Below are 11,467 nucleotides of genomic sequence, written 5' to 3' on the forward strand. Positions count from 1 at the left end.
CGGTCAGGCGTCGATCGCGACGGGCTTGTCCCGCCTGGTGGAGTCCGGACCGTCATAGGTGCGAACGACCCGGTAGCGGGTGTCCCGCTCGACCGGGCGGAACCCGGCGTCGCGGATCACGCCGAGCAGGTCGTCGCGGGTCATCGTGGTGGGCGTGCCGAACCCGTCCGCATCATGTGTGATCTTGTATTCGACCACCGACCCGTCGAGGTCGTCCGCGCCGAAGTTGAGCGCGAGCTGGGCCGTGGTCAGCCCGTGCATCACCCAGAAGCACTTGATGTGGTTGACGTTGTCGAACAACAGCCTGGAGACGGCGAAGGTCTTCAGCGCCTCGGCGCCCGTCGCCATCGGCTGCCCCATCAGCCGGTTACGCGGATCCCCCACCGAGTCGTGCTGGAACCGCAGCGGGATGAACACCGCGAAGCCACCGGTCTCGTCCTGCAGCTCACGCAGGCGAAGCACGTGGTCGACCCGGTGCCGCGGCTCCTCGACGTGCCCGTAGAGCATGGTGCACGGTGTCCGCAGGCCCTTGGCGTGAGCGAGCCGGTGGATCCGCGACCAGTCCTCCCAGTGGGTCTCGTGCCCGACGATGTGCTGCCGGACCTCCCAGTCGAAGATCTCCGCGCCGCCACCCGTCAGGGACTCGAGGCCGGCGTCGATGAGCTCGTCGAGGATCTCGTCGGCCGGCAGGCCGCTGATCTTCTCGAACCAGTGGATCTCGGTCGCGGTGAAGGCCTTGAGCGCGACGCCGGGCAGTGCCTTCCCCAGCTCGCGCAGCGAGCGCGGGTAGTAGCGCCACGGCAGGGTCGGGTGCAGGCCGTTGACGATGTGCAGCTCGGTGATACCGGCCGGCTCCATCTCCTTCGCGAGCCGCACCGCCTCCTCGATCCGCATCGTGTAGGCGTCCGACTCGCCGGGCTTGCGCTGGAACGAGCAGTAGGCGCAGGACGCGGAGCAGACGTTCGTCAGGTTGAGATGCCGGTTGACGTTGAAGAAGGTCCGGTCACCGTTCTTCCGGGTCCGCACCTCGTGAGCAAGCCCACCGAGCCAGGCGAGGTCGTCGCTGGCATACAGCGCCTCGCCGTCGGCCCGGCTGAGCCGGGCTCCATCGTGGACCTTGGCTTCGATCTCTCGCTTGAGCCCGGCATCCATGGATCCCAGACTAGCGCCGCGGACCGTCGGGCCATGGCGGCCGCATCCGCCATCGGAGCCGTGACGCAGGACGCAGTTCGTTCCCGCCTGCCCCCGAAAGTGGACGTCAACCGCCCGACGGGGGTCCCTGGGGGCCCACGTCGCGGGAACGCGCGGCGGCCCGGCGCTGCATGCGCCCCAACGGCCAGGTGAGCAGTCCCGCGACCGCGAAGGCGATGAGCAGCGCCAGCACCAGGTTGACGCCCGCGACGATGAGGACCACGGCAAGGACCACCAGAACGGCCAGCCGGCCCAGAAAGTACGGCAGCTGAACACGCAGGTCGGGGGCGACCTCGGCCGGCTTCCCGGACTGCGCCGCCTTACCGGACTGTGCCGCCGGCCCGCGCCCCGGCTCCGGCTGCCCCTTCATGGAACGTCCCGCGGCCGGCCCCTTCCGGGCTGCCGACTTCCCGGTGCTCCCCGGCCGCTCCGTCCGCCTCCCTGCCATGGCCCCTGTCCGCTCCTCATCGCCTCGGGTGGCCGCGGTGAGCGGCCTGTTCATGCGGTCTGTTGTACCCGGATCGGGCCCACCCGGGTCAGGTCGGATCGGGCCCGGGCCCGGCCGCGGCGGAGCGGGCCTCGCCCAGGGTGCCCGTCCAGCGGCGGAACAGCTCGTTGGGAACCCCGGCGGCGTCGAGGACCCGGCCCGCGACGAAGTCGGCGAGGTCGTCGACATCGCGGGCGCCCGCGTAGAAACCGGGGCTCGCCGCCGCCACGACCGCGCCGGCGGCATCGAGATCGAGCATGTGGCGCAGCGTCGCCCGGGTGTAGGGCATCTCCCGGGGCACCACGACGAGGCGCCGCCCCTCCTTGAGGGTGACGTCGGCCGCGCGTTGCAGCAGGTCCTTGGACAGGCCGAGCGCGACCCCGGCGAGCGACGCCGTGCTGGCCGGAACGACGATCATGCCCCGGGTCGGGTACGACCCGCTGCTGGGGCGCGCACCGAGATCGGCCGGCGGATGCACCTCGACCAGACGGTCGACCCGGGCGCCTACCTCGTCGGCGTCCGGGCGGCGTGTCCCGTCGGCGCGCCTGCCCAGCCAGGTCGACAGCGGGTCGAGCCAGGCCGCGTCGCGCCAGCCGATGCCCGTCTCGTCCAGCAGGGTGAGTCGGGCGGCACGGGAGAGCACGAGATCGACCGGCAGCTGGGCGGCGAGCAGACCCCGCAGCACGGAGGCCGCGTACGGGGTTCCGCTGGCGCCGCTGACCCCGACGATCCACGGCACCCTGACCGCCTCGCCGGCCGCCGCCGTGACCGTGCCAGCCGCCGGCGCGACCGTGCCGGCCGCAGTGACCGTGCCAGCCGCCGGCGCGACCGTGGCGGCCGCGACCGGGGCCGTGGCGTTCGTCCCGCCGGTTGGCACTTTGCCGCCCGTCAAGCTCAGGCGCCGAGGCCGCGGTCGATCAGGTCCACCAGGGCGAAGGCGAACAGGGTGATCCCGACGAACCCGTTGGCGGTGAGGAAGGCACGGTTCACCCGGGAGAGGTCGGTCGGCGACACGATGGCGTGTTCGTAACAGAACGCGGCGGCGGTCAGTGCCAGGCCCGCCCACCACCAGACACCGAAGTCCTCGACCAGACCGAACCAGACGAACAGGGCGAAAGTCACGACATGGGTCACGACCGAGCCTGCCAACGCGGCCCGGATCCCGAAGCGGGCGGGCACGGAGCGAACGCCGATCCGCCGGTCGACCTCGGCGTCCTGGCAGGAGTAGATCAGGTCGAAGCCGCCGATCCAGGTGCCCACGGCCAGCCCGAGCAGCACCGCCGGCCAGGACCAGGTGTCGGTGATCGCGATCCACGCGCCGACCGGGGCCACCGCCTGCGCGATCGCCAGCACCGCGTGCGGGAAGTCCGTGAAGCGCTTCGCGTACGAGTAGACGATCAGCGGTGCGACCGCGACCGGAGCGAGCGCGAGGCACAGCCACGACAGCATCGCGGCCGAGCCGAGGAACACCGCCAGCGCGACGATCGAGCCGATCACCGCGGTGCGCACCGACACCACACCGGTGACGAGCTCCCRGCCCGCCGTCCGCGGGTTCCGGGCGTCGATCGCCCGGTCGATGATGCGGTTGGTCGCCATCGCGAACGTGCGCGCCGCCACCATCGCGACCGTCACCAGCGCGAGATCACGCCAGTGGACGGACCGGGACATGTCGAAGCACGCCGCGAACGCGGCCACGTAGGCGAACGGCAACGCGAAGACCGAGTGCTCGATGACGACCAGCCGCAGGAAGGCCCGCACCCGGCTGTGGGCCGGRCCACCGGAGGCACGTCCCGGCAGACCGGACGTACCGGACGCGCCGGACGTTCCGGAGGCGCTGGGCGCGAACGCGGCGTCGCTCACAGGCCGTACTCCTTCCACCGTCGGGTCACGGTCTCCCGGACGGCGTCATCCATCACGATCTCCTCGGGCCAGCCGCCGTCACGCCGGTATCCCTCGGTCGGCAGCTTGCGGGTGGCGTCGACCCCGATCTTGCCGCCGTAGAACTGCTCGTAGGAGGCGTGATCGAGGTGGTCCACCGGCCCCACCGTGGTGACCAGGTCATGCGCGTAGTCCACATTGCCGAAGGCCCGCCAGGCCACCTCGTGGTAGTCGTGCACGTCACAGTCGTCGTCGACGACGACGATCAGCTTCGACAGCGACAGCAGGCCGGCCCCCCAGACCGCGTTCATGACCTTCTGCGCGTGCTTGGGGAAGCGCTTCTCGATCGACACGATCGCGCAGTTGTGGAAGACGCCGGCCTCGGGCAGGTCGTAGTCGACGATCTCGGGGATCATCATCCGGATCAGCGGCAGGAAGATCCGTTCGGTGGCCTTGCCCATCGGCCCGTCCTCCTGCGGGGGACGCCCGACCACGATGCTCTGGAAGACGGGGTCGCGCTGCATCGTCATCACGTCGATGTGCAGCGCGGGGAACGGCTCGATCGGGGTGTAGAAGCCGGTGTGGTCGCCGAACGGGCCCTCGGGGATCCGCTCCCCCGGCTCCAGCCAGCCCTCGAGCACGACCTGGGCGTTCGCCGGGACCTGGAGCGGAACGGTCAGGCAGTCGACCATCTCGACCCGCTCGCGGCGCAGGAACCCGGCGAAAAGGTACTCGTCGATGTCGGCCGGCAGCGGCGCCGAGGAGGCGTAGGTCACAGCCGGATCACAGCCGAACGCGATGGCGACCGGCAGCCGCTCGCCGCGCCGCTCGGCGACCGCGTGGTGCGCGTTGGAGTCCTTGTGGATCTGCCAGTGCATCCCCACCGTACGGGAGTCATGCTGCTGCAACCGGTACATCCCGAGGTTGCGCGCGCCGGTCTCCGGATGCTTCGTGTGGGTCAGCCCCAGGTTCAGGAACGGCCCGCCGTCACGCGGCCAGGCGTGCACGCCCGGCAGCAGGTCCAGATCGACGTCCGACCCCTTGAGGACGACCTCCTGGCAGGGAGCCGTCCGGACCTTGCGGGGCGGCAGCGAGGTGAGCTGGGCCGCCTTGCCCAGCGCCGAGCGCAGGCCACCGAGCCCCACCGGCAGCTCGGGCCGCAGCAGCTCGCCGATGCGGGTGCCGATGTCGTCCAGGCGCTCGACGCCGAGCGCCGCCGCCATCCGTGCCTCGGTGCCGAAGAGGTTGATGGCCAGCGGCATGTCGGCGCCCTTGGGCTTCTCGAACAGCAGCGCGGGACCGCCGGCGCGGACGACCCTGGTGACGATCTCCGTCACCTCCAGGCGGGGGTCGACGGGAACCCGCACTCGGCGCAGATCGCCGCCGCGGTCGAGATGCGTGAGAAACGCGCGGAGATCCGCCCAGGCCATGACGTCCATCTTTGCAGCGTCGACCGGCAGCCGCCGGACGTACCCTGTCTGGGGACGCTTCAAGCGCCTGACGCGCCCCCCTTCGCGGCGAGTGAACATCGCCTTCGCCGACCGCTGGGACACGGCATCCGGCCGGGAGGCACACTAGGGGCACACCAGGCGTCCATCTCAGGCGGCATGGATCCGGGACAGAACCGGCCGAACCTCGGTGCGCGGTTGGGGAGCCACAGTCAGTGACCGGGGCTCGGAGCCGTCACCGGGCCGGGGCCACGCGCTGCCTGCGGCGGCCGGGTGAAACCGGCAGATCTTCGACCATGGGCACGCCGCGCGGCGATGCCACGGGAGCCGAACCGCGTACGCGGTCACGGCGTGAGGGAGAGGAGCGGTCGACCTGTGCTTGGTCTCGCGCTGACATTCCTGGTCATCGGTGTCTGGGCGTTCTCGGTCATCGACGTGATCGGCACACCCGCCCAGGCCGTGCGGGTCGTGCCCAAGCCGATCTGGTTGATCGCGCTGATCGTCTTCTTCTTCTTCGGCTCGGTCTGCTGGTTCCTGTTCGGGCGGCCGAGGGCCGCCTATGGCGTTCCCGGCTACGAACGCCACCGCGCGTCGGACCACCCGGCGTTCGGGGGCCGCGGGCCGTGGGGAACCGAGCGGCGAACCGCCGGCTACAGCCGCTCCGGGCTCTCCCGGGCCCAGATGCGTCGCCAGTCGATCCGCCCCGTCGGGCCGGACGACGACCCCGAGTTCCTGCGCGAGCTCTCCGACCGCATTCGTGGCGGGGACGCCGAGCCCCCCAACGCACGGGGCTGAACCCGCTCGGCAGGCGGGCGGCGACCCCCCTTGGCCGCCGCCCCGCTGCCCTGATGTTCTGCTGCCCTGACGCCCTGCTGCTGCCCTGACGCCCTGCTGCCGGGCAGGAATTGAGGATCGCGGTCGTTCTGGAGCCCGGCACAGACTGGCGCCGGTCAAGATCGCTGGTCGGTGTGCGGGGAGGTTCGCACTCCATGAACGTGACCGGACCTTCGGTAGCCCGACATCCCGGTTTGACGAGTCGCAGGAGTGAAGGATTTTGGTTGTTCCGACGACCAAAATCCTTCACTCCTGCGGACCGCCAGGCGAATCTGCGCCCCTTTTGTCGCTCTTGATGTGAATTGCTGGAGCTGCGCGATGGTGCGGGATCGCCGGTGGGCTCGGGAGCGGCGACAGCCCGTGGACGCAGCATGCAGCCCGAGGGTCTGGGGTCAGACGCCCGCGTAGGAGTGCAGGCCGTTGATGACCAGGTTGACCAGGTAGTAGTCGACGAACAGGGCGCTGAACGCCAGCAGCGAGACCGCCGCCGCCCGCCGCCCGCGCCACCCGGCTGTCGCCCGCGCGTGCAGGTAGGCCGCGTAGATGACCCAGGTGATGAAGGACCAGGTCTCCTTCGGGTCCCAGCCCCAGTAGCGCCCCCACGCCGCCTCCGCCCAGATGGCGCCGGCGATGATGGCGAACGTCCAGATCGGGAACGCGAAGGCGATGACCCGGTAGGTGATCGTGTCGAGCGTCGCCGAGGAGGGCAGCCGCATCACGATGCCACCACGGCTGCGCATCGCGCGCGACGTGTCGGCCCGACCGGAGGCGACCTCAGCCAGGCGAGTCTCCCAGCGATCCTTGAGCAGGAACAGCACCGTCGTCACGGCGGACAGCAGAAAGACACCGCTGGCGACGATCGCCCCGGCCACGTGGATCTTGAGCCAGTACGAGTTCAGCGCCGGGACGAGCGGGCCCGCGGCCACGTAGAGAACCGTCCCGGCGAAGCCCATCGAGAGCACGACCGGGACCATCACGAAGACCCCGAGCCACCGGACCGACTGGCGGGCCATCAGGACGAGGAACCCGGTCACCGTGATGAGGCAGATCATGGACGAGAACTCGTACATGTTGCCCCAGGGGACCCGGCTGGCCGCGATCGCCCGCGTGACCACCGAGCCCACGTGCGCCGCCCAGCCGACGATCGTCAGGACGACCGCGATCCGGCCGATCCACGTCGACAGCCTGGACGCGGCGGGGTCCTCGTCGGCCGCACCGCGACGCCGGGACAGGGAACCGCCGTCCGCCCCGTCGAGCGCGCCGCCCGCCTTCAGTCCGGGCCGGCCGTCGCCGGAGGGACCGGGGGTCAGGACATCGCTGCCACCGCCGGTGGAGGCCGCACCGACCAGAACCGCCTGCTTCGTCACCGCGGACGTCGGGCCGCCGGCCTGCACCGATCCGGCGGCATCGGCCTTCCCGGCCGCCTCCTCGGTGGCGGGCCCGGCAGCCCGGCCCAGCCGGCTGAACGCGAACTCGGCGGCATAGCCGAGCATTCCGACTGCGTAGACGGCCATCGAGGTCCCGAACAGCACATCGGAAAGATTCGCCATGCCTTCGTTGACCGGCATCAAGGCTCCCGTTCGCTGGTGGTGCTGGTTGCCGCGTCTTCGCTGGTGGTGCTGGTTGCCGCGTCTTCGCTGGTGGTGCTGGTCGCCGCGTCCGTCTCGGCCGCGCCGGTTCCGACAGCGTCGGTTCCGGCCGCGCCGGATCCGCTCATGTCGGTTCCGGCCACGTCGGTTCCGGCCACGTCGGTTCCGGCCACGTCGGTTCCGGCCACGTCGGTTCCGGTCACGTCGGTGTCGCCCGGCACGGCAGCGGCCCCGGCGGCGTCATCCCGCGCGGTGCGGTCTTTCGCGGTGTGATCCTTCGCGGTCTCGTCCCGCGCGGTCTCGTCCCGCACGTGCTCGTCCGGCGCTGGCGCGTCCGGTGCGGATTCGTCCGGTGCGGTGTCGTCCGGTGCGGTGTCGTCCGGTGCGGTGTCGTCCCGGATCGCCTGGGCGACGGTGGTCAGCTCGGTGGCGAAGCCCTGGGCGTCCGAGCGGGACAGCCCGCCGATCTCCACGGTGCAGCCGCCGCCGGCCAGCGGCGTCGCCCGCACCCACACCCGTCGCCGCCGCACCCGCAGGCTCGCGATCAGGCCCGCGATGATCGCTATGGACGCTCCCAGCACCAGCCCTTTGTAGGGGTCGGACTTGGTCTGGAAGGTGGCGAACTCACGCACGCCGTCCACCTCGAGGGACAGCCCGCCCGGCAGGCCGGTCAGCGTCCGCTGCTTCGGGTTGTTCGGCGCGACGACCTGGGCGATCAGGTTCTCCCCTGCCGGCCCGGTCATCGTGAACTGGGTCATGTCCCGGGTGTCGACGGTGTAGACGTTCTGCGGGATGCCCTCGTTGAGGTGCAGGTTGCCGACGAATCCGGTGATGGTGAGGCCCGGAGCGGTGGCGGCCGGGTAGGTCGAGACGTAGCCGTGGCCCGGTTTGAGCACGGTCGTCGGGGTGAACACACCGCTGAACGCGAGCTGCTGCGGCTCCTTGAGCGCGCCGGTCGCGGGCAGCCCCGTGTCGGGGATCTTCACCGTGCAGGTCGAGGTGAACATGCCGTCCCGGGGGGTGCACGGCACGTACGACTCCCAGACGACCTCACCGGCCTTGTCCCGCAGGACGAAGTGCGGCGCGTACCCGTGGCCGACCAGATAGATCTTCGCGTTGCCGACCTTCAGCGGATGGTTGACCCGCACGGTCGCGGTCTTCGTCGGAGAGTCGAGGTCCTCCGCGTACGTGACGTCGGCCCTGAAGTCGGCCGGCTGGCCGTTGTCCTGGTACGTCGCCTCGAAGGTGTCGAGGGTCATCGAGAACGGCGGCAGATCCACCGGATCGACCAGCGCGCCGCCGCTGTAGGTGTCGTAGGCGATCAGCGTGTTGGCGAAACCGTTGCCGGTGATGACCAGGACGGAGCCCTGATAGCCGAACCAGGAGCCGAGCCCCACGCCGGCCAGCATCACGACCAGCGCGATGTGGAACACGAGGTTGCCGGTCTCGCGCAGGAAGCCCTTCTCCGCGGCCGCGGAGTGGTCGGGGCTCCCGTCGGGACGCCGGGCGTCAGCACCGGCGACCGCGACCCGGAAGCGGCGTTTGCGCAGCACACCGCGGGCACGCGCCACCGCCTCGGCGGCGTCGAGCGAACTCGTCCAGGAGCTGCCGCCGGGCAGCCGACCCGGGCGGGCCGGTGCCTTCGGTGGCGCGGTGAACAGCGCCCGGGCATGCCAGATCACCCGTGACCACAGGCAGCCGATCAGCGAGATGAACAGCAGCAGATAGACGGCGGAGAACCAGGGCGAGCCGAAGACCCCGAACGCGGAGACCCGCTCCAACCACGGAGCGATGGTGGGATGGTCGGCGATGTACTGCTCGACCTTCATCGGGTTGATGTTGCGCTGCGGGATGAGCGAGCCCGGCACCGCGAAGAACGCGAGCAGGAACAGCAACACCAGCGCCGTGCGCATGCTGGTGAGCTGGCGCCAGGAGCGCACGAGCAGCGCCACCGCGCCGGACCGGGTCCGCAGGCTCGCGGCGGCACCCACACCGGCACCCGCGGTGCCCACGGCCCAAGGATTCCCAGCCGCCACGCCTCCAGCCGCTGCACCTCCAGCCGCCGAAGCGCCCGCGACCGAAGCGCCTGGCGGGGCCGTTCCGGGCGGCGCCCACGGACTGCCCGCCGTGTCGGATGCGTCCGGTGTTCCGCTGGATGCGTCCGGTGTTCCGGTGGATGGGTCCGACGCGGCGGGCGGACTGTCCGCGCCGGGCGACCGTGTGCTTCGCGGGTCCCTCGGGGCCGGCGGGTCGAAGGCCTCCGGTGCTTCCAGCACCGTCGGGTCGTCTGGCATCAGCCCGTCGACGTGTCCGGACGGGGCGGTGGGGCGTGCGGTCACAGCGGGGTCTCCGAGAATCCGGGCGCGTACGGACGCAGCTGGTCGACCAGGTCGGTCCAGGCTCCGCTGAGCTGAAGCGCTCCGACCGCGACCAGCAGGGCGCCGCCGGTCAGCGCGAGGAACCGGGCATGGCGCCGGACCACCAGCAGCGCCCCGGCGGCGCGGCGGAAGGCCAGTCCGACGACGAGAAACGGCAGGCCGAGGCCCAGGCAGTACATGGCGGAGAGGAAGGCCCCGCGCTCGGCGGTGGCGCTCGTCGCGGCCAGGCCGAGCACGGCGGTGAGCGTCGGGCCGATGCAGGGAGTCCAGCCGAGGCCGAACAGCACGCCGAGGGCGGGGGCACCGAGCAGCCCGGGTGAGGGCAGCCGATGGAAACGCCATTCGCGGTTGGCCCACGACATCCGCGAGAACACGCCGGCGAACCCGAGGCCCATCAGAATCGTCACCGCGCCGAGCACCTGGCTCAGCCCCACCTGATGGATCTTCAGCCACCGGCCGAGGCCGCCGAACGCGACTCCATAGGTCACGAACACGATGCTGAACCCGAGGACGAACAGCCCGGTCCCCGCCGTCACCCGGCCGGCATGGCGGATGTCTCCGAGCCAGCGCGACGACCAGGGTGGCCGCCGGGGCGACGCACCGTGGCCCGGCGCGGCGGGTACGCCGACCGCAGCCGCCGATGTTCCAGCCAGGACCGGCGTCTCGTTCGCGGGCCCACCGGCCACTGCCACCGCGGCGACCGCGGCCGGCACGGCACCGGTCAGGACCGCCGGCTCGCCGGACCCGGCCGATCCGAGTGACGGGGCCGACCCGGCCGACGGGGCCGGTTCACTCGCCCCGGCTGTCTCCGCGACCTCGGCCCGCGCGGAGCGCCGCTCGAGGTCCTCACCCGACAACCCCGTGATGAAGGACAGGTAGCCGGGCACCAGGGGCAGGACGCAGGGTGACAGGAAGGACAACAGCCCGGCCGCGACGGCGACCGGTGCCGCGATCAGCAGCGGTCCGTCCGAGACGACGTCCACGACACCCATCGGGAGGTCAGGCCTCCGTCCGGAGCTGGGTGAGGATCTTGGTGAGGTCCTCGGGCACGACACCGCCGGTGAAACGCGCGGCGATGCGGCCCTCGGCGTCGAGGACGATGGTCGACGGCAGCCCGATGGAGATCGGCCACCCCGCGGCAAGTGTGCCGAGGCGGTCGATGACGCTGGGGTAGGTGACCTTGAAGTCGCGGACGAAGGCTCTGGCGCTGGCCGGCTCCTCCTTCTCGTCCACCCCCACGAAGGCGACATCGGGATTGTCGGCTGCCAGCGTCACCAGGTGCGGGGTCTCGGCCCGGCACGGCGCGCACCAGGAGGCCCAGAAGTTCAGCACGACGGGTTTGCCGCGCAGGGACGCGAGGTCGAGCTGGTCGCCGTCGAGCGTCTCACCGGCCAGCTTCGGCGCGGCCCGTCGCTGCTCCGGGGCCACGAAGTCCTGCCCGGGGGCCTGTTGGACGAATCCGTAGCCCCCACCGCCGGTGGCGTCCACGCTGCTCGCGTCGGTAGAGCAGGCCGCGAGCCCGCCGCCGGCGAGCAGCACGGCGGCGACGGCACCAGCCACCGTGGCGCGTGCCCGTCTTGTGTCCCGCACCCAGCCGAGGATGAGCCCGCTCCCTTCAACCCGCCGGAGTTCTACGACCAACTGTAGAACTACGTCTCCCAG

The 11,467-nt window shown here is 71.4% G+C and carries 10 protein-coding genes; 1 reads left to right on the forward strand and 9 read right to left on the reverse strand.

Annotated features, from left to right (window positions below; translation table 11 throughout):
* Positions 1–3 precede the first annotated feature (3 nt).
* The 5 genes from mqnE to CcI49_RS16730 form a co-directional block, all read right to left on the reverse strand.
* Positions 4–1,152 carry an aminofutalosine synthase MqnE gene (gene mqnE, locus CcI49_RS16710; RefSeq protein ID WP_076827597.1) on the reverse strand — a complete coding sequence of 383 codons (1,149 nt, stop codon included), beginning with the start codon at positions 1,150–1,152 and terminating at the stop codon, positions 4–6.
* A 106-nt stretch (positions 1,153–1,258) separates the two neighbouring features.
* Positions 1,259–1,561: a hypothetical protein gene (locus CcI49_RS16715; protein WP_241840098.1), complete on the reverse strand. Its 303-nt coding sequence runs from the start codon at positions 1,559–1,561 to the stop codon at positions 1,259–1,261.
* Positions 1,562–1,727: 166 nt separating this feature from the next.
* Complete coding sequence (locus CcI49_RS16720) at positions 1,728–2,417, reverse strand: UbiX family flavin prenyltransferase (protein WP_076827774.1); 690 nt, start codon at positions 2,415–2,417, stop codon at positions 1,728–1,730.
* A gap of 155 nt (positions 2,418–2,572) precedes the next feature.
* Positions 2,573–3,475 carry a menaquinone biosynthesis prenyltransferase MqnP gene (mqnP, locus tag CcI49_RS16725; protein ID WP_083749552.1) on the reverse strand — a complete coding sequence of 301 codons (903 nt, stop codon included), beginning with the start codon at positions 3,473–3,475 and terminating at the stop codon, positions 2,573–2,575.
* 59 nt (positions 3,476–3,534) lie between these two features.
* The gene (locus CcI49_RS16730) at positions 3,535–4,986 is read right to left on the reverse strand and encodes a menaquinone biosynthesis decarboxylase (protein WP_054570648.1); all 1,452 of its coding nucleotides are present in this window, start codon (positions 4,984–4,986) and stop codon (positions 3,535–3,537) included.
* A gap of 393 nt (positions 4,987–5,379) precedes the next feature.
* Between CcI49_RS16730 and CcI49_RS16735 the strand changes: the two genes are divergently transcribed.
* Positions 5,380–5,799: a PLD nuclease N-terminal domain-containing protein gene (locus CcI49_RS16735; RefSeq protein WP_054570383.1), complete on the forward strand. Its 420-nt coding sequence runs from the start codon at positions 5,380–5,382 to the stop codon at positions 5,797–5,799.
* 431 nt (positions 5,800–6,230) lie between these two features.
* Here the strand turns inward: CcI49_RS16735 and ccsB are convergent, their stop codons facing one another.
* The 4 genes from ccsB to CcI49_RS16755 form a co-directional block, all read right to left on the reverse strand.
* The gene (ccsB, locus tag CcI49_RS16740) at positions 6,231–7,406 is read right to left on the reverse strand and encodes a c-type cytochrome biogenesis protein CcsB (protein WP_054571698.1); all 1,176 of its coding nucleotides are present in this window, start codon (positions 7,404–7,406) and stop codon (positions 6,231–6,233) included.
* Positions 7,406–9,439, reverse strand: coding sequence for a cytochrome c biogenesis protein ResB (locus CcI49_RS16745; protein ID WP_347280123.1), 2,034 nt, complete (start codon positions 9,437–9,439; stop codon positions 7,406–7,408). Before CcI49_RS16745 ends, ccsB begins: the two co-directional genes overlap by 1 nt.
* 323 nt (positions 9,440–9,762) lie before the next feature.
* Positions 9,763–10,797, reverse strand: coding sequence for a cytochrome c biogenesis CcdA family protein (locus CcI49_RS16750; protein WP_076827602.1), 1,035 nt, complete (start codon positions 10,795–10,797; stop codon positions 9,763–9,765).
* Between the two features lie 7 nt (positions 10,798–10,804).
* Positions 10,805–11,365: a TlpA disulfide reductase family protein gene (locus CcI49_RS16755; protein ID WP_054571701.1), complete on the reverse strand. Its 561-nt coding sequence runs from the start codon at positions 11,363–11,365 to the stop codon at positions 10,805–10,807.
* Between the last annotated feature and the right edge of the window lie 102 nt (positions 11,366–11,467).

It is taken from the genome of Frankia sp. CcI49 (assembly GCF_001983215.1).
GTDB classification, from domain to species: domain Bacteria; phylum Actinomycetota; class Actinomycetes; order Frankiales; family Frankiaceae; genus Parafrankia; species Parafrankia irregularis.

What these genes read in the sequence shown, in the direction of transcription:
- CcI49_RS16715 (WP_241840098.1), bottom strand. Translation starts at nt 1,561, where the DNA reads ATGAAGGGGCAGCCGGAGCCGGGGCGCGGGCCGGCGGCACAGTCCGGT.
- CcI49_RS16750 (WP_076827602.1), bottom strand. Translation starts at nt 10,797, where the DNA reads ATGGGTGTCGTGGACGTCGTCTCGGACGGACCGCTGCTGATCGCGGCA.
- ccsB (WP_054571698.1), bottom strand. Translation starts at nt 7,406, where the DNA reads ATGCCGGTCAACGAAGGCATGGCGAATCTTTCCGATGTGCTGTTCGGG.
- mqnE (WP_076827597.1), bottom strand. Translation starts at nt 1,152, where the DNA reads ATGGATGCCGGGCTCAAGCGAGAGATCGAAGCCAAGGTCCACGATGGA.
- CcI49_RS16730 (WP_054570648.1), bottom strand. Translation starts at nt 4,986, where the DNA reads ATGGCCTGGGCGGATCTCCGCGCGTTTCTCACGCATCTCGACCGCGGC.